This is a genomic window from Microbulbifer okhotskensis, from assembly GCF_023895975.1.
In the GTDB taxonomy this organism is placed as follows: domain Bacteria; phylum Pseudomonadota; class Gammaproteobacteria; order Pseudomonadales; family Cellvibrionaceae; genus Microbulbifer; species Microbulbifer okhotskensis.
On sequence record NZ_JALBWM010000035.1, the window covers coordinates 11412 to 33390 of the forward strand.

The window sequence follows — 21979 nt, forward strand, 5'->3', positions numbered from 1 at the left end:
ATGAGTAACCAAAGGGATTTGTGCGAGCCCTTAGCTACCGCTGCTCGTCTGTGCTGGCTCTCTATCGCGCACTACTTCCGACAGTACTTTAACTTCCTGTCCCGGCTGCAGACGCTCTGCGCCACGCACCACCACACGATCACCACGGATAAGGTCCCCGCTGACCGAGATCCATTCGCCGTCACCACTGCCAATACGCACCGATAATCGCTCCGCTTTATCACCCTCTCCCACGCGATAGACATAGGTGTCACCATTTCGCAAAACCAGGGCATCCCGCGGGACTGACATTGTGGCCTGTGGCTGGGCAATGGGTACGGATACCTGTACCGGCATTCCGACAATCCAGTCCCACTGCTCCGGTACACTTTGCGGCAACGTTACCATCAACTTCAGCCGGCGAGAGCGATCGCTGGCCACGGGTACAAGCTGACGCACCCGACCGCTAAATAGCTTATCGTCTAAACGAGCTTCTCCAGGCAGTGAGACCGAGTCACTGCGGAGAGCGACGGTATCTCCTACCCGAATCAGCGGCAAGGCTGTCAGCGGAATATCCGCTTCCACCTCCATCTGTGACATATCCAGTGCACGCAATAATTCTGAGCCCGTACGTACATACTCACCCGCCTGTAATTGGCGGCTGACCACCAAGGTATCAAAGGGTGCATCAATCGTAGTTTTGGATAACTCATAGGAACGGCGATCCCGTTCAATCTGTGCGGCAAGTAAATCCTGAGCCATTGCCTCTCGCTCTGCCTGCTGCTCCTCCAGTGCCGCCCGCGAGGTGCTATTGGTTTCTGCCAGCTTACTCAGGCGGCTTAGCTGAGCATCCCTATAAGTCAGCCGCGCACGCAGTTGTGCGATACGACTGTCACTATTACGCAGATGTAAACGCCAATGAGTACTGTCGAGTTCTGCCAGGCGCTCGCCTGTCTTGACGAAACTACCGGGCTCGGCAACAAACTCCAGCACACCGTCGAGCTCTGAGGAAATCAGGATATCTCGTCGACTTACCACCTCACCGGCGGACCATTGGCTTGGGGCAATTTCCCGCATTTCTGCGCGATCCACTGTCACCGCTGTAGGGCTACCCTGCGCCCAGGCCACACCGCTGGCCAGGGACACAACAATAACTGCAAGTAATTTTTTCATTGCGAATTCCTCAGGGTAAACCCTCCACGCAAAGCGGAAAATTTAGGCAGCGGCACACTGCCGAGTTGCAGTAGTGCCGGTAGTAAAACCAGGGTAAACAGTGTGCTGACCGCCATACCGCCAACGATCACGGCTGCCAGGCCGCGGTAAATCACACTGCCCTCACCGGGGGCAACCAATAGCGGCAACATGCCAAAAACACTGGTCAGGGTACTCATAAAAATAGGTCTTAAGCGCAGGCGTAAAGCCTGCTCCACGGCATCAACCCGGGTGGCCCCAGTCATTTCTGCCGCGCGGGTCTGATGCACTAGCAAAATAGCATTATTCACCACGAGCCCGAGCAGTATCACAAAGCCAATCATGGTGAGCAGATCAAGGGGTTGGAAATCAATCAGATTCAGAATCTGCAATGCCAACACGCCGCCCACCGTAGCCAGTGGTACGGTAAGCAGCACCAGGGCTGCATCCCGCAGGGAGCGAAACAGCGCACTCATCAATAAAAATAGAATCAGCAGTGCCAGTAGGAAGTTCTGTGACAGGGAGATCAGGGCTTTGTCCAGGTCACTGGCATTGCCCCCCACCAGGATACTGCCGTCGGCCGGTAGTGCCTCACGTATTTTCGGCAACACATCGGCTTCCAATTGCGTTCGCACTTCTTCCAGTGACACATCTTCCGGCGGCACTATATTGAGCGTAATGGTACGGCGGCCATCAACCCGGCGTAGATTGCCCGGCCCCACGGTACGCTCGACACTGGCGAGCTGGCTGAGGGACACCACTTCACCGCGCGGCGTTACCAGCGGAGTATTTTGCAATTGCTCCGGGGTACTCCAGGGTCGCGCTTTGAAAATAACATCCAGGCGCTTTTCACCGTCGAAATACTCACCGACATAAAGGCCGTTGCCGAGGGTGCGGATCAACCCGCCCATATCCTGACGGTTCCAGCCCTGCTCCAGCATCGCGCGGTCATTAGGACGCACGGTCAGTTCCGGTTCGGATAAAGACAGGCCGGGATTGGTCTGCACCGGTGTGCCCGGCATGACCTCTTCCAGTACATCCACCCCGCGGGATGCCGCACGCATCAAGCCCTCCGCATCGCGGGATTGCAGGTGTAGAGCGATACTGCGATCGCCACCAAATTGGCCAAATAAATTTCCGCGAGCGGCGAAGCCTTGGAAGTCCGGAATATCTACCAGAATTTCCTCGCGCAGCACGCGTTCCATTTCTTTGGCCTGATCCATATCCTTGACCCGCACGCCCATGGTACCGCCATTAGGCCAGGTGATTACGTAGTAATTCTTTAGCGCCGGTTCGCGTTCGCCACTCATGTAAGGCGCCATACGCCGGTCCAGCTCATTGACGATCTCTTTTTCCAGGGTCTTGGTATTAGTGGAGGCGGGGAAATTCATCCACACATCCACAGCATCCCTTTTTACCGGCGGCAAATAATCCAAGTTGGGTAAGAACACATAAGTTGCAGCCATCGGCATCAACAAAAGACCGGCAATCACCTGCCAACGCCGCGCTCGTGTACGTGTCAACGCCATAACCCGTGCAGTGATTTTCTCCCAAACCCGGGACAGGCGGTCCTCAGTGGATACCTCCGGCAACCACAATCGCGCCGCCAGCGGAACTACCGCTACGGCTACCAGCAGGGAAAATACCACGGCGACGGCAATGGTCAGGGCCAGGTCACCGAATACCTGTCCCTCAACACTATTAAGGAAAAATACCGGCAGGAAAATCGCTACTGTTGTAGCGGTACTGGCCAGAAGGGCGCCCCAAACCTGGCCGGCACCTTGCTCCGAAGCCTCTTCGGCACCCAGCCCCTTTTCCCGCAAGCGCACTATGTTCTCCAACACCACAATGGCAGCATCCAGGACCATCCCTGTGGCAAATGCGAGGCCTGCCAGGGAGATCACATTTACACTGCGGCCCGTTGCGGACAGCACAACAAATGTCGACAGCAATGAGATAGGAATTGCAGCAGCGACAATCAAGGTGGCACGCATACGCCGCATAAACCACCAGAGTACGCCAACCGCCAATACGATCCCCAAAATCATATTGCCACCGAGCAAATTGAGGGCGCGATAAACAAATACGGAGGCATCAAAAGACTGCACTAAAACGAGTTGCTGTGTTTTTAATTTAGTGTCGTTGAGTGTCGCTACTTTTTGTTTAACCCGCTCCAGAGTTGCGAGCATATTGGCATCGTTAGTGCGATTAATACGAATGGAGACGGCGGGGTTACCGTTTTGCGTGGTAACACCTCGGGACTCGGAAGGCCCCACTTTTACTTCAGCAATATCCCCCAGCCGCACCGGCTCGCCGTTGCGCCATTCGAGTACCAGCTCAGACAGATCCTTCGGTTCGTATTCACCGACAAAGCGCAGGGTATAACGGCGGCGCCCCACATCGGTAAATCCACCGGAGACATCTCGCGCCGAAGCCAACTGGCGACTGACTGCGGGTAACTGAATACCCAGCTCAGCCGCTTTCCAGGGATCAAAAATCACCTGTAACTCTTCCTGTGCTGCCCGCCCTGACTGGGCCTGGACACTGGCTACCCCGGGTACAGACTCCAGTTCCGGGCGCAGTACATCTTCAATCAGGCCTGCGTAGTCATCCAGATTTTTTTCATTGCCGGGCAATTTTTGCAAAAAGAAATAAGTGAGTGCCGTGGCATCGCCACCCCAACCACCGAGCATCACTCGCGGCGGCTCCGCATCCCGGGGCAGGGGTGGCAAGCTGCTCATACGGCTAATCACGTCGATCAACACCTTATCCATATCGGTGCCCATGGCAAATTCCAGATTTGCCCAGGCGCCGCCACGACCGGCATTCACCTGCATCATTTCCAGCCCGGTGAGGCCCTGTAATACAGACTCGATCGGTTCGACAATTTCTGCTTCCACCTCTTTTGGCGCAGCCGCTCTCCATCCTGCCTGGATAGTGATTCGTGGATTGTCGATATCGGGGAAAAGTTGAACCGGCAGGCGGCTGGCGAGGAAAGCACCGAGCAGGACAGCCATAACCACAGCGACACCCGCAGCGGCGGGATTTTTAAGAGCGGCGCGTGTCAGTGCCATTCCTTCAGCCTTATTTGTTTTAATTGGAATGGAAGGCTAGCGGAATATTATTTCCGTACAAGGCTCTTGCGACTAACTGTCGGGAAATTTCGATCAGACCATGAAAAGCAGGATTTGAATAACCTGAAAAACAAAATAATTAACCGATGAATCCCGCGCAGGAAAGTACCAAAAAATTCTTCAGAGCAAATCAAGTATCTACCAGCTTGACTTGCCACCCGAATTTCCCGGTTAGAGAAAGTGTTGGACTTTACTTTTATAACTACGGCTCATCTTCAGACTCTCACCGTTATCCAGAACCAAATTGTATTCGCCATTGATATGGGCGCGAATTTCACGTACACGACTTAAATTGACGATGGTAGAACGGTGTATGCGCTGAAAAAGTTTCGGGTCCAACTGCTGCTCCAGCTCTTTCATGGTAATACGCATAACATGTGTTTCGCCGCGGGCATGCACACACATATAATCGCCAGCAGCGTCTACCCAATCGATTTCCTGAGCGGGCACCAAGGTTATTTTGCCAGAGTCTTTGACCGCAATGGTGTCGGGGTAAGTACTGCCGGCAAACTTCCCACTGACCAGCTTTTTCTCCAGGGCTTCCGCGGATTCATTGGTCAGATCGGCCACCGCCTCAAGTAACTGTTCTCGCTGGCTGGCGATATCTGCACTGACTCTTTTCTCTCTCACCCGGGTGAGCGACAACTCCAAGCGCTCCGTTTCAATCGGCTTCAACACATAATCCACCGCATTGATTTCAAAGGCCTCCACTGCGTACTGATCATATGCGGTCACAAATACCACATGCGGCAGTGCGTCCACAGGTATCAACTGCACTAACTGCAAGCCGTTGACGCCGGGCATTTGAATATCCACAAAGGCCACATCCGGCTTTAACGCCAGGATTTTCTCCAAGGCATCGCGGCCATTGCTACTTTCTGCAACAATCTCAACATCGGACATCTGCTCCAGGCGCAACCGTAAACCGCGGCGAGCCAGTGGTTCATCATCAACAATTATTGCGCTTAGGGTTTCTACTGCACTCATCTCGTTATTCCTGTTCGTAGGGAATACGAATATTCACCGACAGGCCGCCCTCCGGGCGGTTGCGGAAACGTACTCTCTGATCATTACCATACAAGGCTTTCAGGCGCTCGCAGGTATTGCGAATTCCTACACCGTAACCTTTGCCAATCAAGCAAAGTTCCTCTTCGGACATACCGGGACCGTTATCGATGACTTCCAGTAATAGCTCACCGGCAAAGACTCGCGCTTTAATACCGATTTCCCCCCCCCACTCCAGCTGGGCAATTCCGTATTTAATCGCATTTTCAACCAGTGGCTGCAACAACAGGCTCGGCACCAGGGCCCGGGAGGATTCGCCCTGTAAATCCAAGCGCACTCCCAAGCGATCGGCAAAGCGCACTTTTTCAATGTCCAAGTACAGCATCAGCGCCTCGACTTCCTTCGCCAGGGTGACCTTCTGCATTGGATCATTATCGAGGGAATGGCGGAGAAACTGTGACAGACGGGTCACCATATTGTTGGCTGTGCGCCCGTCATTATCGAGGATCAAGGTAGAGATGGCATTCAGCGTGTTAAACAGAAAATGGGGATTTAACTGGTAACGCAACATCTTCAATTGCGCTTGATGCGCCATTGACTCGGCCCGCAACGCCTTTTCCTGCTGAGTCTGAGAGGCGCGATAATACTTGATACCGTAGTAAAGCGCCGCCCAAGTCATGAGAATAAGAAATGAATAGGAGAACCAATAGGTGGCCAAGACCGCCGGGTGCTCATCACCATCATTGCCGTAGAGCCACAGAGACCCGCCAAATTTAATCGCAGCCCAAACCCCAGCCGCCAATATCACCGCCAGCAGGGAGCCGATAAACCGGGTAACTGGCGGCTTGCTCCAGAGGCGGTGAAAACCGAAACGCATGGCTTCACTGAGGACAACCCCGGCTGAGGTGGCAACCGCGATATAACCCGAGTGTATCCAGTGGTCATACACCCAGAAAAAGCTTCCCACAAAGGTTAATAGGGTATAACCGCCCCAACCGCAGAGCTGCAAGGCCCAGTACTGCGAGCGATGGCTCGACAACCTGCGTGAGAGCCACTGAAATGTTTTGTTTCCCATAATCTCCTGCTAACCACGTAAAAATACCTGTGCCGATTTGACAACAATCGGCAGGTTCATACTAAATGGCACCGGACGCCGGCGAAACACCAACCGGCGCAGCATAGAGACAAACTGCCGCATGACGTATTGGTTATTCAAATCTGAACCCGATGAATACAGCCTCCATGACCTGGCCGCTGAACCCACTGGCAGCGGCCGCTGGGATGGTATCCGCAATTATCAGGCGCGCAACTTTCTGCGCGATCAAGTCGCAGTGGGAGATGGGGTGCTGTTTTATCACAGCGCCTGCAAGGTACCGGCTGTCGTGGGTACTGCCAAGGTAATTCACGCGGCCTATCCCGACCCCGCCCAGTTCGATCCCGCCAGTAAATACTTCGACGGCAAAGCCACGGCCGATAAGCCGCGCTGGTACTGTGTGGATATTTGCTGGCAAAGCGAATTTCAACGGCCAGTTCCGCTCGCGGCGATCAAGCACGATCCGCAGCTGGCAGGGATGATCCTGTTAAAACAGGGGCGTTTGTCGATTCAGCCCGTCGCTAAAGACGAGTGGCAAAAGCTGCAACGGTTAGGGGAAGCCCCGCTGCGTTAAACCACGCCTTTTGACTGAGCAATATACAGACTCAATAGGGACAGCAGGGTCAGCAACGCTATCAATCCGAACAGCAGTACCCAGGGGCGGAAGGGCTTGCGTTCCACGCTGTTGATACCGGATTGCAGATATCTGTCGACCTTGGCCTGGTCTTCGTCGGTGAGTTTCTTCTCGGAGGGCTCTAACATGGGCGCTTTCGCTCGTTATTGTTGTGCCCTGAGTGTAGGAGAAAGCCCTCTTCAGCTCCACAAAAAAAGCCCCGCAAAGCGGGGCTTTTTTTGTGGTTTATACAACTCTGATCAGAACAGCTCTTGCTCAAGATCCATCAGTGTCGCACTGCCAGCATTAACGCTGCCGGCCAGTGCCTGGGTGCGTGGCAGCAGGCGTGCAAAGTAAAAGCGCGCAGTCTTCACCTGGCCCAGATAGAAGCTGTCCGCATCCACTTTTGGCAAGGCTGCAGCGACAATTTTCGCCCACATAAAGGCGTAGCTCACATAGCCAAACAAGTGCAGGTACTCCACCGAGGCCGCGCCCGGTGCATTGGGATCTTCCTGGGAAGCGGCAACCATTTTTTCTGTGGATTCACGCAGACGCTGCAGCTCGGCAGCGAGCGGCTGGAGAAACTCCACCATCCCCTCGCGATCAACTTGCGAATCGATAAAGCTCTGTACATCTGCGGCAAACAGCTCGAACAATGTACCACCATTAGCGACCGTTTTGCGGCCGACCAGATCCAGAGCCTGGATACCGTTGGTGCCCTCATAGATCTGGGTAATACGCACATCGCGCACCAACTGTTCCTGCCCCCACTCGCGGATATACCCGTGGCCACCAAAGACCTGCTGGCCAAGGATGGTGCAGTCAAGTCCCATATCAGTGACAAACGCTTTCACTACCGGCGTCAACAAGGCGACCATGCCCTCAGCCTTTTTCTTCTCGTCACCCTCTCCAAACTTGGAGGTATCCAACCACTTGGCCACATAAGTGGACAGGGCGCGACCACCGCTCACCAATGCTTTTTGGGTGAGCAGCATACGGCGTACATCGGGGTGCACAATAATGGGGTCAGCCGCTTTTTGCGGTTGCTTGACCCCTTCAGGAGAGCGGCTCTGGATACGGTCGCGGGCGTACTCAATGGCATTCTGGTAGGAGCGATCGGAGGCGCCGAGCCCCTGAATACCCACCCCTAAACGTTCGTAATTCATCATGGTGAACATGGCCGCGAGACCCTTGTTCTCCTCGCCTACCAGCCAACCTTGGGCGCCATCGAAATTCATCGCGCAAGTAGCGGAAGCCTTGATGCCCATTTTATGCTCAATGGACCCACAGCTCACATGGTTGTGCTCGCCGATACTCCCGTCTTCGTTGACAGAGTACTTGGGCACTAGGAACAGCGAGATTCCTCTCGGTCCCTTGGGGGCATCCGGCAACTTCGCCAGTACCAGATGGATAACGTTGTCCGAAAGATCCTGGTCACCACCGGTAATGAAAATCTTGCTACCGGTGATGCTGCAGCTACCGTCTCCGCGGGGCTCCGCCTTGGTACGGATAATACCCAGATCAGTGCCGGCATGAGGCTCAGTCAGATCCATGGCACCGGCCCAGGTACCTTCATACATTTTGGGCAGGTATTTTTGCTTCAACGCCTCGCTGGCGTGAGCATCGATTGCCAGGCATGCTCCGTTGGTCAGTACCGGGTAGAGCGCAAAGGAAATATTCGAAGCATTGATCATCTCCTCAACCTGAGCGCCCAGCATCTTCGGCATACCCATACCGCCGTATTCTGGATTGCCCAGCAGCCCGCCCCAACCGCCTTCACAGAAGGTAGCGTAGGCTTCTTTGAAGCCTTGTGGCGTAGTCACTGCACCGTCATTCCAGTGGCACCCCTCTTCGTCACCGCTGCGGTTAATCGGGTCCAGGGTGTTGGCGGCCAGCTTGGCCATTTCTTCAAGAATCGCATCTGCGGTCTCGCGATCCACCGCCCCCGCCAATCCAGGTAATTCCGCCCAGAGTTTTTCTGCAGCAAATACTTCGTGCAGCAGGAAATTCATCTCCCGCAGTGGCGCCTTATAATCGGCCATGCTCCCGGTCCTCATTCAAGTGTTTCAAACGCTTGTTTGAATCTAGGCTTGAAGGGGCCCAATGTCAACTGTCTCGGGCCCCTGCGGGGCCAGCGCGAAGCAAAAAATCAGAGGGGTAAGAGGGGTTTGATATCCAGACAGTGTGACCCATTGCGATAGTCCCCCGCCGTATCGAAAGGGAGAGCGCCAAGCAGGGGGGCGGGTAAAAGCGATTTGAGCGTGTGTAGATTCTCGTCCGCTCGGGACATACCTTCGCGGGCAAAGTTGGCTACCCATCCGGCCAGCGGCAAGCCATCGCGACGAATCGCCTCGGCCGTAAGCAGCGCGTGATTAATACAACCGAGCTGCATTGCCACTACCAAAACAACCGGTACATTCAATTCTCGCGGTAACTGCGAGAGGAAACTTCTGGGCCCCAAAGGCGTGCGCCAACCGCCAGCACCTTCGATCAGCACCAGGTCGGCGCCGGCGGACATCACTCCCCGGCAGATCCCGGCCATGCGCGAGACGTTTAACTGTTTGCCAGCTTCCGCAGCGGCGATATGCGGTGCAATCGCCGGTTCCAGTGCAAAGGGATTTACCTGCTGGTAGGGCAGCTCCTGGGTCATCGCTTCCTGCAATAACAGCGCATCCGCATTGCGCAGCCCATCCTCCGTGCGTTCGCATCCCGACGCCACCGGTTTTATCGCGGCCGTTTTCAGTTCCAGCGCCGCTGCCGCCGATAGTAGTGCAGCAGTCACATAGGTCTTTCCGACCTCAGTATCAGTGCCGGCGATGAAATATGTCTTTCCCAAGGTCCCAGCCCCTCGCTTGAAGAAATTTAAGTTTTTTTCATGGCGTGACTTTTCACGCCACAGAGATGGTGATAAATTGATCGGGTAGCGCAAATTTCAAACAGAGAAGCCGTACACCAATTAAAAAGGCACGGGGTTGCGCTCGCACAATAACTCCCCCACCAAGGGGAACAACGCTGCAAGGACGCTAAGTGATTACGAAATAACCGACAACTACCCGAACAGCTTTAAAGACCATGCGATACCTAACTCTTGCCCTGCTGCTGCTGGCGCCAATACTCGCCTCAGCGAAAGTTGATCCTGTCGACCACGTCATCGTGTACAAGTCGACAAAGCTGATGCAGCTGATACGCGATGGCCGAGTAGTGAAAAACTACACCGTATCTTTTGGAGATAACCCCAGAGGACACAAAGTTCGCCAGGGAGATGAGCGCACGCCGGAGGGCCGCTACACCCTGGATTGGAAGAACCCCAACAGCCGTTTTTACCGCTCCATTCACGTCTCCTATCCCAATAAACAGGACCGCGCCCGAGCTGCAAAAATGGGGGTGAGCCCGGGCGGCGACATCATGATCCACGGTATCAAACCCCAATGGTCCCAAATGGAGCGGCACCTGCGCCGCACCAACTGGACCGATGGCTGTATTGCCGTGGCCTCCAATCGAGAAATGGACGAGATCTGGGCACTGGTGAAGACGCCGATAACAATAGATATCTATCCCTGACCTCTTCAATCTGCTGTCCGGTTCGACCTGCGTGGTGATAGCGCAGGTCAGCCGGTTTTTTTCTTTGTCTGCCCCCTTGTTAACGCAGACCCTGCAAAGCCTTTCAACCCGAATTCACACCGGATGCCCAGCAAATTTTTTATTAAAATCAAATGGTTGCTTACTCCACTTGCGATCCGAACAGCTTCATTTAAAGCAACAAAGCGCCGAAAACCCCCTTCTCAACGGCTTGCTGATGAGAGCAGCATGTAGATCACCTCATAGGTCACCGGTAGTCCTTCGGCCTCGCGCTTGCCCTCATAGGCCGCCGCCAGATGTTGAAGTTTACTGCGCCCGGTCATCCCTCTATCTGCAGCCCGGTTGATATTGTGTGCGCCGACCCCTTTGAGCTCCCTCATCAACTGGCGCAGGCTGTCAAAATGCAACAGCCGCAACTCTTCACTGACCTCCCCCTGCATGCCACTTTGCAATGCCGCAGCATGCCACTGTCCGGCAGGCACGAATTGATTGACGTGTACACCCCCATCCACCTTTGCCCAACTATCTTTCAGTTCCCGCAATGTTGCGGGGCCTAAAGTCGCCACCAAGCAGCGACCGCCAGGGGCCAACACCCGCTGTAACTCGGTAAACAATTCAGGCAAGCGATAGCACCACTGCAGAGCCATGCTGGAAAATATCACATCTATACTGCCCGTTGCTAAAGGCAGCCGTTCGGCATCTGCCGTCACATAGTCATCGGCCTCTGGCCTCTGCTCGCGGGCAAACTGCAACATACCCTCCGCTAGGTCCAAAGCAATAATTCGTGCCTGGGGGAAGCACTGTCGCAGCAGTGCTGTGCCAAAACCGGTACCACTGCCTAGGTCGAGAATAGTTCGCGGAGCCCAATCACTGCCCGCCTGCGACAGCAGATGGCGACACACTGCCCGCTGCAGATGAGCGCAGTCATCGTAACTCCCGGCCGCCCGAGTGAAGGAGCGTGCCACCGCCGACTTATCGAACGGCTCAGACTTTGGCGCCAATTGCTGCAAACGGTCAACAAAATCAAGCAAGTGTCGAGCTACAGAATCGGCCTGAGAATAGTGCGGCAGGTGACCGGTGTCGGGAATCACCTTGGTGCAAACACCCAGGGCCCGCATCGCTTGTACTGCCTCGGTTGGCACCAGGGCGTCCCTCTCGCCGAACAGATATAGTGCAGATACTTTCTGACAACGCAGATGATCACGGTTGTCCAAATCGGCTAGGCATTGCAGTGCGGCACGCCAGGCCGCCACATTGATCTGCGGCTTGGACGCCTTCAACTGTTTCCGTAGTGCTCGCATGGCCGGGTCACCATGCGCTTGCAAAGCGCAAAACCACTCCCAGGTATTTACCGGGTCCACGTCAAAAGCAGTGAAAAAATCCTTGAAGGTGGCAGGCGCCATACCCGGCCAGCGCTCCCGCGCGACAAAACAGGCATTGGCTGCGATGGATACCACGGCCAAAATCTTTTCCTGCCCATTCAACGCGGCTAGGGAAGTCGCCAACATACCGCCGAGAGAGTGTCCCACCAGGATACAATTTGAGGGAAGTTGCAGGTAAAGCTGTTGTAAAAGCGCCGCCTGCTGAGGCCAGTCTTTATCGCTGCAGACACCAAATCCCGGTAATTCGATACACTGGAGCGTCAATCCGGCGCTACCGCACAAAGCGTCCAGCAGCGGCTGCCAAAGATGCTGGTCCCCGCCCCAGCCGTGCAGGAATACCAAATGCTCAACCCGAATCACCGGCCCAACACCTCTGCTGCTGGTAAAATCTGATGCAATGCTGTGAGCAGCTCATCCAGGTCCGCCCTTTGGTGAGCAGCACTTAACGTAATACGCAAACGCGCCGTACCGACCGGCACTGTCGGAGGGCGAATAGCACCGACCAGAACGCCACAGGCCTGCAGCTTGTCAGCGACCGCCATAACCGTGCGCTCACACCCCAACAACACTGGTTGTATAGGGCTGGTGGTATCTTCCAGAGGTAGCCCCAATGCGGTGGCGCCCTGGCGAAAATAAGTAATATTTTTCTGTAACCGCCACTGCAACTGGGGCTCATCGCGCATCAGTTCGATAGCTGCCAGTGCCCCGGCGGCCACGGCCGGCGGCATACCAGTGGTATAGATATAGGGGCGTGCAAATTGCACCAGATAATCGATCAGTGCGCGTGACCCCGCGACAAAGGCACCGGCATTGCCCGCAGCTTTCCCCAAGGTACCCATTACTATCGGCGCCTCGTCCTGAGTCAAACCGGCCTGGGCACAGCTACCCGCGAAAGGCTGAGATTCGCTGCCCATCACGCCGAAGCCATGCGCCTCATCGACCATTAACCAGGCATTGAACTCGCGGCACAACGCGGCGATTTCTACCAATGGGGCCCGATCACCATCCATGCTGTAAACCCCGTCGACCGCCACCAGGATTTTACCGCCACGCGCCACGGCACTTTGTAGCTGACGCTGCAAACTATCGAGATCACTGTGGGCGAATCGAAGGCTGTTCGCGCCACTCAAACGTGCGCCGTCGATCAGCGAGGCATGATTAAGTTTGTCCGAGACGATGTTGTCAGGGCGGCCCAATACAGCACAGATAGTGCCGATATTAGCCAGATAACCACTGGAAAATACCAGTGCGGCTTCCCGCCCAGTGGCATCGGCAATACGCCCCTGTAACCGCCGGTGGATGTCCAGGTGTCCATTGACCAAGTGGGAGGCCGTAGCACCGGCCCCCAGTTTGGCGCCGGCCTGCTGCGCGGCAATCACTTCTGCGCGGCTGGCGAGCCCCAGATAATCGTTACTGCTAAACACCAGCAACTGGCGACCATCCAGTTGAGCGCGGGGCCCAGGTGCGCGATCGAGGGTCTTTAACTCCCGATAGAGATTCTTCTGGCGGCGCTCGGCAAGGCGTTGCAGTAAGGTTTCATCCAGGCTCATTTGGCCGCGTCGTAGAAAAAAGCATCGCTTTTCTGCTCGGTAATCTGAGCATTCAACTCAGCTTCCACTTCGCTGTCATCGGCATACTGCTGATACTCCTCAGGCTGGATACCCAGGCGGTTGAACAGTTGCATATCGCTATTTTCTTCCGGGTTGGCCGTAGTGAGGAGTTTTTCCCCATAGAAAATCGAATTGGCGCCGGCGAGGAAAGTCATGGCCTGCATTTCATCGCTCATCTGTTCGCGTCCGGCAGACAACCGTACGTGGGATTTCGGCATCATAATGCGCGCCACGGCAATGCAACGGATAAATTCGAATGGGTCCAGGTCTTTCTGCTCTTCCAGTGGCGTACCGGCGACCTTCACCAACATATTGATCGGCACCGATTCCGGATGCTCGGGCAGGTTGGCCAATTGCATCAACAAGCCGGCGCGATCCTTATCGCCCTCCCCCATTCCGACAATGCCACCCGCACAGACTTTCATACCCGCCGCACGCACGCGGCCCAGGGTCTCCAAGCGGTCCTGGTAGGTACGGGTGGTAATGATCTCGCCGTAATATTCCGGTGACGTATCCAGGTTGTGATTGTAGTAATCGAGCCCCGCATCAGATAATTCCTGTGCCTGGTCATCATTTAGCATACCCAGGGTCATACAAGTTTCCATACCCAGCGCTTTTACTTCGCGTACCATCTGGGTGACATAAGGCATGTCTTTTTTCTTCGGTGAGCGCCAAGCGGCCCCCATACAAAAGCGTGTCGCCCCACCCGCCTTGGCCGCCTTGGCTTCCTGTAGGACTTTTTCCACTTTCATCAACTTTTCCCGCTCCAGCCCCGTGTCATAGCGAGCGCTCTGGGGGCAGTAGGCACAGTCCTCGGGACAGGCACCGGTCTTGATCGAGCAAAGCGTACTGACCTGTACCCGGTTGGCATCAAAGTGAGCGCGGTGCACCTGCTGTGCGGTGAACATCAGGTCGCTAAACGGCATGGCAAAAAGATCCAACACCTGCTGGCGGGTCCAGTCGTGACGAATTATTGCGGCGAACATTTGCTGGGCGGCAGTCACAGGCGTACTCTCTCTTTTACTTTTTAAAATCGGCAGTCCGAAGAGCTGGGCAGACGCCCTCGCTTGGCGGCTACTGCTCGACAAACCGGACTGGCCAGTTTAGCCGCGACCCGACCGCTGTCAACTCAAACACCGAGACATGGTTTACAAACGTTTATCCAACTGCCTGGCTCGAAGTCTCGCCCGTTGCTTGTTGTGTGGAGCGCGCGCAGGAGACGGCGGCGTTTGCTCAGCCTGCAGCCAGGAATTGCCACAACTGGGCAACGCCTGTGTCCTCTGTGCCCTGCCAATAGCCACCCCCGGCAGCAGCTGCCCGAGCTGTTTACAAAGACCGCCACCCTTCGCCAAAGTCAGTGCCGCCTGGCAATACGCCTACCCGGTTAACCACTTAATTCAACGCTTTAAATACCACCGGGATCTGGCTGCCGGCCACAGTCTCGCACAGCTGGCAGCCCAGCAATTAGGCGCTCCGCAGCAAATTCCAGACCTGCTCGCCCCCGTGCCCCTGCACTGGCTCCGCTACTGGCAACGCGGTTACAACCAAGCTCAATTGATAGCCTCTGCCATGGGGCAGCACTGGCAACTCCCGGTAGAACCCAGGTTGCTGCGTAAAACGTCCCGCACCAAGACCCAATCGCAACTGCGCCGCGCCCAAAGGCTGAATAACCTGCTGGATAGTTTCACCGTACGCCGGGAGATTCGCGGCTTACATATCGGGTTGGTGGACGACGTTCTGACTACCGGAGCTACCCTGGAAGCGGTTACTCACAAACTACTGGAAGCCGGCGCAAAACAGGTCAGTGCCTTCATTTTGGCCAGAACGCCATGACTATTCGGCGCGACTACAGATAGACCAATAGTCACATAGACGTCACAATACCTTGCCTTGCCGTCCTGGCACCTCAGTCCTCTACGGCCAGCACTGCTAAGGTTCTAAACAGTGACTAATTGCCCGCATATCAGTGGTTGCGGGCGAGGGATTCAGCGATGAATGAATACAAATTGCCACGGGGCATTGTCATCAGCGGCACCGGCCTGTGGACCCCGCCAGAAGCCATCAGCAATGAAGAGTTGGTGGACGCCTACAACACCTACGCCAAGCAGTACAATCTCAAGCATACGCAGGAGATTGAAGCCGGTGAACTCGCGGCAAAGCCATACTCCTCGGCGGAATTTATTGAGAAGGCCTCCGGTATCAAGAGCCGCTACGTGGTGACCCGCGACGGCATTCTGGACCCGGAGCGTATGCGCCCCCTCATTCCGGAGCGCAGTGATGAGGAGATGAGCGTGCAGGCCGAGATGGGGCTGGAAGCCGCCAGGCTGGCCCTGGAGAAAGCCGGTAAGCAAGCCTCCGATGTGGATATGGTTATCGTTGGCGCCTCTTATATGCAGCGCGCCTACCCCGCCATCGCCATCGAAATCCAGGGCGCTCTCGGCATCGACGGCTTCGCATTCGATATGGAAGTCGCCTGCTCCTCTGCCACTTTCTCTTTGCAGCGTGCCGTAGATGCGATCAGTTCGGGCTCCGCCAGTACTGTGCTGGTCATCAATGCCGAACTGGCCTCCCCCCAGGTAGACTTCACCGACCGTGACAGCCACTTTATTTTTGGCGATGTGGCCGTAGCCAGTGTCCTGGAACGCAGTGAGACCTGCACCCAAGACAGCGCCTGGGAGGTTCTCGGTACCAAGGCGAAGACCGTATTCTCCAATAACATTCGCTCCAACTTTAGTTACGCCGCCAGAGCTGCAGATGTAGACCCCTTCGGCCCTGGTAAATTGTTCCGCCAAAATGGTCGCAAAGTATTTAAAGAGGTTTGCCCCATGGCTGCGGCTCATATTGAGACCCACCTGCGCGAGACCGACACAAACCCGGATACGATAGGCCGTTACTGGCTGCATCAGGCCAACATCAATATGAATAACCTGATTGCCAAAAAGTTAATGGGGGAGAGTGCCACCGCGGAGCGTGCTCCCGTGGTACTGGACCGATACGCCAACACTGCCAGTGCGGGTTCGGTGATTGCTTTTAACCTGCACAGTGATGACCTGGAGATTGGCGACCGGGGTATCATCTGCTCATTTGGAGCCGGTTATTCCATTGGCAGTTTGGTATTGGAAAAAATTGCCCTGTAGCTTTGCGATATTTTCGGAGTTCGGAAACAAACACCGATCTCCGAAACAACCTCTCTAAAACGAACCAGGGTTTTAATAATCGGCGACCAGGCCTTCACAAATATCTATTAAAGCTCTACGCGATCCAGTCGCAACGCATAGCAGCCATAAGTAGTGAAGCGCAGCAGAGCGAAATCAATCTCATCCCGCGTAAAATATTCACTCACCCCTGTATGTATTTGTTCAGGGCTCACCAGTTTCGCAGATACGATATCCTCCTCAATGCTGTAGGCGCGAAGTACTAGTTGCACACCACACTTGAAGTAGTCCTCCGCATTATTATTCAGCAGGGGAAAACTTTTCTGTGCTCTGAACTCTTGCTCCGGCTGCGCCAGCACAAACACAGGTCCGTACTCTCGATAGGGACCGGCGCAAGTGAAAGGGCAGTAGCTGGCCAGGAGAATTTTCTCCCCGGGCCGCGCACGCCGCAGCACATCACGGCACGGTTCACCACCCTGGGCACGCAGCTGCCGCACCGGTTGCTCTAAATCATCTAGACCTACTTCGCGAACCTTTTGTAAAAAACCATCGCAGATAGGTGTTACGGTAAAAGTCATGACTGGGGTCGCCCACTGGCTAAAAGAAGCAGGTTACTGAACACCAGACGCCATTGCTGGCCAGATTCGGGCGCGTCATTAGAGTGAGTTGCCCGTCACTGCGATTATGTTTTAACGGACTCTTCAAGCTCCTCCAACAGACCTTCCGCCCAGCGGATCCAGGTCTTCTCCGCCTCTATACCGAATAACAGAGTCTGGTGTGCAAGCCAGTATCGCTCCTGTAATGCAGTATCACTCTTCAATACCCGCTCGTTCTGCTCCTGGTAGTTTTGCAGGGAAGCTCTGTGCTGGTGCAGTTGCGCCTCCACAGCATCGCGCTGTTCATCTCGACTCAGGTTGTGGCCGGCAAACATCCGCACCAGAAATGGCTCGCGGATCTTTTGTGGGGCACTGGGCTGTATAACCCACTCCCGCAGCTCGGCACGCCCCAGCTCAGTAAGGCTATAAACCTTTTTATCTGGCTTGCCTGCCTGGGTCTGCTCCTCACAATCCAGCAAACCCTCTTGATGCAGCTTGTGCAGTTCCCGGTACATCTGTTGATGACTGGCACTCCAGAAGTGCGAGACACTGCGCTCAAAGCGACGCTTAAGGTCGTAACCGCTGCCGGGCTCTATGTCCAACAGGGTGAGAACAGCAAAACGCAGGGACATGAAGACTCCAACTCATATTATGCAAAGAGTTGCATATTAACCGTAGCCAAGTCCTCATGACTAGCTAGCACCTTACGCCAATAAGATGATTAGATTAAAAGTTTATTAAAAAATAGGACAAATATATCGCCAGATACCAACAGTCGAGATGCAAGGCTAGCTTTTATGCAAATTGTAGATATAATCACCGTCTTGCCGCCAAAGTTGTTTAGGCGGCGTATCGCACGAGGTTGTCTGCTCCATGTCCGCGCCCGCACTCTCCCCTAACTGCTCAGATGCTGAGACCGCAAAGATGTCGCGCGCGCGCCGCTGGGATTTCCTCCTGGATATCTTCGCAATGAACAGCTTTTCCTGGGCGGTGGCAATCCCTATCGAATTGTTCCTGGCCGGAATGAGCTGGAGTGAACACCTAAAAGTCCGCCTGATGGCGCTGGTGTTTAATACCCTTATCGCCCGCCCTTTCAGTGTGTACCGCAACTGGATCGTGAACCGTTTCGGCGGCGGTGGTTTTATCAATTCATACTTGGTAGACACCTTTGTATTCCTCAGCTTTCAGTTCCCTCTGTATATGGCCAATATGCACCTGGGCGGCGCCAGCTGGGACGAAATTGCCACTGCCAGTATCACCTTTATGCTGATTGCCGGTGCGCTCGGGCGACCCTATGGAATTTATCTCGACTGGGTGCGCCGAGTGTGGATTAATACGCTGGTCCCCCTGTGGAGCAGGCCCGCTGACTGACGGGATACCGGTACTCGATTAAGTATTACGAGAGAGGAACATGACTGTGTTGACCGATAACGCCATTGAAAACAGTTCCATGACCGTTGGCGTGGTCGCCGGCACCCCGACCGATACCCGCTTTGGGTTGGAATTCCTGGCTGCACGTCAGCTGCGCGGTGTCGGCCTTTCCCTGTCCTCCTCCCCCCAAGCTCAAACCCATTTGCAAGCCCTGGAGCGCGGTGCCCTCACCCAGCAACTGATCGAAGCCATAGCGCAGCTTCACCAAGCCGGTGCCCAGGCCGCCATGATTTATTGCAATTCGCTCTCCGGTGCCGTGGATATGGCGGCGGTCAAAGCCGCCTCACCGATCGAGGTGGTATCTCCACTGGAAGTCTACGCCGAACTCACCCAGCGCTATCGAAACTTTGGGCTGCTCGCAGCCAACTGCCAGAGCTGTGCCAATATTGAAAGGGAAATTCTCGAGCGTAATAAAACAGCCAAAGTGATTGGCATCGGCAATCTACAAATTGTCGAAGATATCGAGGACGGATTGACGGCGGAAACGATCGTGCACCAGCACGCTCTAGACGATCTGGTTTCGGCTCTGGTCAAAAGCGGAGTGCAGATTTTGATTTTGGGTTGCACCCATTTTGATTATTTTTATCGAGAACTTCTCGCCCACTGTGACGGTATCCGCCTGTTCCTGCCGTCAGAGCGTATGCTGCAATTACTGCAGGAGCGGATTCCCCAGGCGGCCTAACCGGTGGTTAAAAAGGGCTTGCCAAGCAGATCCGCATAAGCTCTACAATCAATCACTGATACCCTTAATTTGCAGCCCGAACCTTTCTGTTCGGGTGTGCAGATTGCGGCTAGAAAACCTCAAAGTATTCATTCGCTTGTCGTCAAAATACGCTCCACTGACTGCCGGGTTGCCGTCAGATCCCCCCCTGTAATCCCATGCAATTTGCCGGTTACTGCTCCGCCAAGCCGCCTCTCAATCTCCGCCCAACACAAGCCTTGCGGGGGCGGGCTGGTAATTTATGTCCTCAAACAATCATTCAAGCGCCAACCTGGGTTACTACGCCGTAGAAAAATTTCTCTTGTACCAAAAGCGGCCTTATTGCAGTATCAAAAACCTCTGATGTGCCGAGGTGTCAATTAAAACAACTTACATAAAAATCAATGCGGACTGTAGGAACTAGTCCAATTTAACAACGTTGGTTACAAGGATGATAGAAACCACTTTCTCTGGGGGCATGCCCTCTCGTAGCGTTTTAGCGCGCGCCATATGCCTGGGCCTATTAGTGTCGGGCTCCGTATTTATTTCGAGCACCGCTCAAGCCAATGCGATAGATGTACTACAACGACAGATTCCAGCTTTTTGGCTGGGAATACCCATATTACTATTAATACTCGTTTGTGCGACGGCAATTAGTAGACAGTTAAAATTGGGGGAATTAGCCCGAGAAACCCGTACGCGAATTAAAAACCTGAGCACTGAAAATAGTGGTTTGTCTCAGCAGATACATGGCCGCAACAGTGAATTCACTGTACAAGAAAAACAATTAGCCGATACCCGCGGCGAACTGGAGCAGTTGCGCCAGGAAAAATCTGACCTGCTCACCGTTACCCGACATCACTTACAGCATCCCCTCGATACTCTCCTCGGCACCTTAAACTTGCTTGCCCGCAGCGAGGACAATAATACCCGAGCCCTTGTAGAAATCGGCAAACGGCAGTTAAATTCCGCCCTAAAATCCCTCGAAGACTTACATCGGTGCGATAAAGTTGAAACCGTTGAACTCAAACTACCAGCGGAAACCAACCGCGCTCCCGCAGCACAACTATCCGTCCTGTTAATTGAAAACAGCAAGCACGATTCCCTGCAGCCTTCCCTCGAAGCCATGGCTCATAACGTACAGCGGGAATGCAACGGTATCGACGGCAGCAGTGCAGCTCTGCAAAAAAAATTCGACTTGATTTTGACCGATACACATCTGCCACTCATGGATGGAGTTGAGGCTGTACGGGAAATACGCAGAGAGCGCGGCTCTGAACTCCCTATTTTTGCCCTGCTGCAAAATGCCAGTTCGGGCGATAAGGAACGCTATCAGGCTCGGGGGTTTACCGGCGTATTAACCCACCCTATTGGCGATCGACAGTTGATGCAACTGATGAGCTGGGCCCTGCGTCGCAGTCAAGGTGTCGGCGGTTTACAGAGCATAAAACCCACCCGCCTATTGAATGCCAATACCTTATTCCGGCAGCGGGATACGCTGGATCACCAGACTTTCGCTGAACTGCTCAGCGAACGCACTGCCACACTGCCCAAGCACGTCACCGCACTCACCAGCGCCATCACCGGCCGCCACTGGCTGGATGCCGAACAGCAGGCCCAAGGCCTGTCCCGGTCTGCCGCTGAGGTCGGCCTTGAAACGATCGCCGCACGCCTGCGGACCCTTGCCGCCAACCTTTCTATCGATAGCGAAAGGGAACACTGCCGCCAGCAGCGCACCGAGCTGCTGCAGCTAATGCGGGAATCCGTGCGCCAGTTAAAAGCCTGGCGCGAGCGCAATGTACATACCGAATGGGCACTAAAATAAGTATCCACAACCTGTAAGCCCTGTACCCTGGCCGCTAATAGTGCCAGGGTCTTGCTGCGCCATCAGGGGCAGCAAGACCCTACCCTTCCGTGCTACCCATCGCACAAATAACCCATCCCAACGCAGCCAAGTTGAAATGTGTCATCTAAGCCACACTACATTGGGGTGAATAGCAGAGAGAAAAAGTTATGTCAGAGCAGTACCCCGAACGCACTCAAGAAGCCCGAGAACAAAGCGGGCGTGACCTGGCGATCATGGTCTACTTGATCCAGGCGATTAGTTTATTTACCGCCATACCCTTTTTCGTTGGCGTTTTAATTAACTATTTTAAGCGCGACAGTGTTCGCGGCACCCTGGCCGAATCGCATTTTCGCTGGCAGATCCGCACCTTCTGGTTTTGGCTTCTTTGGCTGATCGTAGGTTCCTGCACAGTATGGGTTGGACTGGGATATGTAATTCTGGCCATCAACTGGATATGGGTGATTTACCGGGTTATTCGCGGCTGGCTGGCGCTAATAGACCGGCGTCCAGCTTATTAAAGGAAACCAGTCCAAATAGGGCCTGAATCAATTTCGGGCCTGAAAAGTTCAATCGTTTCCACGACTGATTTTAGCCTCCAGCACACAAATAACCCTTCGTATTGCTTTCAATCATCCAGCCCTAGTAGCAGTTAACCAGCAATCAAA

The 21979-nt window shown here is 54.6% G+C and carries 20 protein-coding genes; 8 read left to right on the forward strand and 12 right to left on the reverse strand.

Annotation, left to right across the window (positions count from 1 at the left end; genetic code table 11):
- Window positions 1–30: 30 nt before the first annotated feature.
- From MO867_RS10095 to MO867_RS10110, 4 genes are all read right to left on the reverse strand, one after another.
- A complete protein-coding gene (locus tag MO867_RS10095) occupies window positions 31–1152 on the reverse strand; it encodes an efflux RND transporter periplasmic adaptor subunit (RefSeq protein ID WP_252466291.1) in 1122 nt (373 codons plus the stop codon).
- On the reverse strand, window positions 1149–4244 hold the full coding sequence (locus MO867_RS10100; protein WP_252466292.1) for an efflux RND transporter permease subunit: 3096 nt from the start codon (window positions 4242–4244) through the stop codon (window positions 1149–1151). Before MO867_RS10100 ends, MO867_RS10095 begins: the two co-directional genes overlap by 4 nt.
- A gap of 231 nt (window positions 4245–4475) precedes the next feature.
- Window positions 4476–5291, reverse strand: coding sequence for a LytR/AlgR family response regulator transcription factor (locus tag MO867_RS10105; protein WP_252466293.1), 816 nt, complete (start codon window positions 5289–5291; stop codon window positions 4476–4478).
- Between the two features lie 4 nt (window positions 5292–5295).
- Window positions 5296–6384 carry a sensor histidine kinase gene (locus MO867_RS10110; protein ID WP_252466294.1) on the reverse strand — a complete coding sequence of 363 codons (1089 nt, stop codon included), beginning with the start codon at window positions 6382–6384 and terminating at the stop codon, window positions 5296–5298.
- A 121-nt stretch (window positions 6385–6505) separates the two neighbouring features.
- Here MO867_RS10110 and MO867_RS10115 point away from each other — a divergent pair, with 121 nt between their 5' ends.
- Window positions 6506–6976 carry an EVE domain-containing protein gene (locus MO867_RS10115; RefSeq protein WP_252466296.1) on the forward strand — a complete coding sequence of 157 codons (471 nt, stop codon included), beginning with the start codon at window positions 6506–6508 and terminating at the stop codon, window positions 6974–6976.
- Here the strand turns inward: MO867_RS10115 and MO867_RS10120 are convergent.
- The 3 genes from MO867_RS10120 to bioD all read right to left on the reverse strand — a co-directional run bounded on the left by MO867_RS10120 (window position 6973) and on the right by bioD (window position 9851).
- Window positions 6973–7164, reverse strand: a complete 192-nt coding sequence (locus tag MO867_RS10120) for a DUF3094 family protein (RefSeq protein ID WP_252466297.1) — start codon at window positions 7162–7164, stop codon at window positions 6973–6975. The genes MO867_RS10115 and MO867_RS10120 overlap by 4 nt on opposite strands.
- Before the next feature lie 111 nt (window positions 7165–7275).
- Window positions 7276–9057, reverse strand: a complete 1782-nt coding sequence (locus MO867_RS10125) for an acyl-CoA dehydrogenase C-terminal domain-containing protein (RefSeq protein WP_252466299.1) — start codon at window positions 9055–9057, stop codon at window positions 7276–7278.
- 107 nt (window positions 9058–9164) lie between these two features.
- A complete protein-coding gene (gene bioD / locus MO867_RS10130; RefSeq protein ID WP_252466301.1) occupies window positions 9165–9851 on the reverse strand; it encodes a dethiobiotin synthase in 687 nt (228 codons plus the stop codon).
- 236 nt (window positions 9852–10087) lie between these two features.
- Between bioD and MO867_RS10135 the strand changes: the two genes are divergently transcribed.
- Window positions 10088–10576 (forward strand): L,D-transpeptidase family protein, encoded by a 489-nt coding sequence (locus tag MO867_RS10135; RefSeq protein ID WP_252466303.1) that lies wholly within the window; start codon window positions 10088–10090, stop codon window positions 10574–10576.
- 221 nt (window positions 10577–10797) lie between these two features.
- On the opposite strand, the gene bioC is transcribed toward MO867_RS10135, so the two are convergent.
- Genes bioC through bioB form a run of 3 tightly spaced genes read right to left on the reverse strand, consistent with a single transcriptional unit; the run spans window position 10798 to window position 14572 of the window.
- On the reverse strand, window positions 10798–12336 hold the full coding sequence (bioC, locus tag MO867_RS10140; RefSeq protein ID WP_252466305.1) for a malonyl-ACP O-methyltransferase BioC: 1539 nt from the start codon (window positions 12334–12336) through the stop codon (window positions 10798–10800).
- Window positions 12333–13526: an 8-amino-7-oxononanoate synthase gene (gene bioF, locus MO867_RS10145; RefSeq protein WP_252466306.1), complete on the reverse strand. Its 1194-nt coding sequence runs from the start codon at window positions 13524–13526 to the stop codon at window positions 12333–12335. The genes bioC and bioF overlap by 4 nt, the downstream gene beginning before the upstream one ends.
- On the reverse strand, window positions 13523–14572 hold the full coding sequence (gene bioB, locus MO867_RS10150; RefSeq protein WP_252466320.1) for a biotin synthase BioB: 1050 nt from the start codon (window positions 14570–14572) through the stop codon (window positions 13523–13525). Before bioB ends, bioF begins: the two co-directional genes overlap by 4 nt.
- 157 nt (window positions 14573–14729) lie before the next feature.
- Between bioB and MO867_RS10155 the strand changes: the two genes are divergently transcribed.
- Both MO867_RS10155 and MO867_RS10160 read left to right on the forward strand, forming a co-directional pair.
- Entirely contained in the window at window positions 14730–15419 is a 690-nt protein-coding gene (locus MO867_RS10155) for a ComFC family protein (RefSeq protein WP_252466307.1), read from the forward strand.
- Window positions 15420–15577: 158 nt separating this feature from the next.
- Window positions 15578–16723 carry a beta-ketoacyl-ACP synthase III gene (locus MO867_RS10160; protein ID WP_252466308.1) on the forward strand — a complete coding sequence of 382 codons (1146 nt, stop codon included), beginning with the start codon at window positions 15578–15580 and terminating at the stop codon, window positions 16721–16723.
- A gap of 107 nt (window positions 16724–16830) precedes the next feature.
- On the opposite strand, the gene MO867_RS10165 is transcribed toward MO867_RS10160, so the two are convergent.
- Together MO867_RS10165 and MO867_RS10170 are read right to left on the reverse strand one after the other, a co-directional pair.
- Entirely contained in the window at window positions 16831–17319 is a 489-nt protein-coding gene (locus tag MO867_RS10165) for a DUF1203 domain-containing protein (RefSeq protein WP_252466309.1), read from the reverse strand.
- A gap of 104 nt (window positions 17320–17423) precedes the next feature.
- A complete protein-coding gene (locus tag MO867_RS10170) occupies window positions 17424–17969 on the reverse strand; it encodes a PadR family transcriptional regulator (RefSeq protein WP_252466310.1) in 546 nt (181 codons plus the stop codon).
- A gap of 241 nt (window positions 17970–18210) precedes the next feature.
- Here MO867_RS10170 and alaE point away from each other — a divergent pair, with 241 nt between their 5' ends.
- From alaE to MO867_RS10190, 4 genes are all read left to right on the forward strand, one after another.
- Window positions 18211–18708 carry an L-alanine exporter AlaE gene (gene alaE / locus MO867_RS10175; protein WP_252466311.1) on the forward strand — a complete coding sequence of 166 codons (498 nt, stop codon included), beginning with the start codon at window positions 18211–18213 and terminating at the stop codon, window positions 18706–18708.
- A 40-nt stretch (window positions 18709–18748) separates the two neighbouring features.
- A complete protein-coding gene (locus tag MO867_RS10180; protein WP_252466312.1) occupies window positions 18749–19450 on the forward strand; it encodes an aspartate/glutamate racemase family protein in 702 nt (233 codons plus the stop codon).
- A 469-nt stretch (window positions 19451–19919) separates the two neighbouring features.
- A complete protein-coding gene (locus MO867_RS10185) occupies window positions 19920–21293 on the forward strand; it encodes a response regulator (protein WP_252466313.1) in 1374 nt (457 codons plus the stop codon).
- A gap of 188 nt (window positions 21294–21481) precedes the next feature.
- Window positions 21482–21832, forward strand: a complete 351-nt coding sequence (locus MO867_RS10190; protein ID WP_252466314.1) for a DUF4870 family protein — start codon at window positions 21482–21484, stop codon at window positions 21830–21832.
- The last annotated feature ends 147 nt before the right edge of the window (window positions 21833–21979 follow it).

Bases quoted from the DNA above. Each gene is read 5' to 3' on its own strand.
- bioF (WP_252466306.1), bottom strand. From the start codon at position 13,526: ATGAGCCTGGATGAAACCTTACTGCAACGCCTTGCCGAGCGCCGCCAG.
- MO867_RS10160 (WP_252466308.1), top strand. From the start codon at position 15,578: ATGAATGAATACAAATTGCCACGGGGCATTGTCATCAGCGGCACCGGC.
- MO867_RS10125 (WP_252466299.1), bottom strand. From the start codon at position 9,057: ATGGCCGATTATAAGGCGCCACTGCGGGAGATGAATTTCCTGCTGCAC.
- MO867_RS10120 (WP_252466297.1), bottom strand. From the start codon at position 7,164: ATGTTAGAGCCCTCCGAGAAGAAACTCACCGACGAAGACCAGGCCAAG.
- MO867_RS10180 (WP_252466312.1), top strand. From the start codon at position 18,749: ATGACTGTGTTGACCGATAACGCCATTGAAAACAGTTCCATGACCGTT.
- alaE (WP_252466311.1), top strand. From the start codon at position 18,211: ATGTCCGCGCCCGCACTCTCCCCTAACTGCTCAGATGCTGAGACCGCA.
- MO867_RS10185 (WP_252466313.1), top strand. From the start codon at position 19,920: ATGATAGAAACCACTTTCTCTGGGGGCATGCCCTCTCGTAGCGTTTTA.
- MO867_RS10115 (WP_252466296.1), top strand. From the start codon at position 6,506: ATGACGTATTGGTTATTCAAATCTGAACCCGATGAATACAGCCTCCAT.
- MO867_RS10135 (WP_252466303.1), top strand. From the start codon at position 10,088: ATGCGATACCTAACTCTTGCCCTGCTGCTGCTGGCGCCAATACTCGCC.
- MO867_RS10095 (WP_252466291.1), bottom strand. From the start codon at position 1,152: ATGAAAAAATTACTTGCAGTTATTGTTGTGTCCCTGGCCAGCGGTGTG.
- MO867_RS10100 (WP_252466292.1), bottom strand. From the start codon at position 4,244: ATGGCACTGACACGCGCCGCTCTTAAAAATCCCGCCGCTGCGGGTGTC.
- MO867_RS10105 (WP_252466293.1), bottom strand. From the start codon at position 5,291: ATGAGTGCAGTAGAAACCCTAAGCGCAATAATTGTTGATGATGAACCA.
- MO867_RS10165 (WP_252466309.1), bottom strand. From the start codon at position 17,319: ATGACTTTTACCGTAACACCTATCTGCGATGGTTTTTTACAAAAGGTT.
- MO867_RS10110 (WP_252466294.1), bottom strand. From the start codon at position 6,384: ATGGGAAACAAAACATTTCAGTGGCTCTCACGCAGGTTGTCGAGCCAT.
- MO867_RS10190 (WP_252466314.1), top strand. From the start codon at position 21,482: ATGTCAGAGCAGTACCCCGAACGCACTCAAGAAGCCCGAGAACAAAGC.
- MO867_RS10170 (WP_252466310.1), bottom strand. From the start codon at position 17,969: ATGTCCCTGCGTTTTGCTGTTCTCACCCTGTTGGACATAGAGCCCGGC.
- MO867_RS10155 (WP_252466307.1), top strand. From the start codon at position 14,730: ATGGTTTACAAACGTTTATCCAACTGCCTGGCTCGAAGTCTCGCCCGT.
- bioB (WP_252466320.1), bottom strand. From the start codon at position 14,572: ATGTTCGCCGCAATAATTCGTCACGACTGGACCCGCCAGCAGGTGTTG.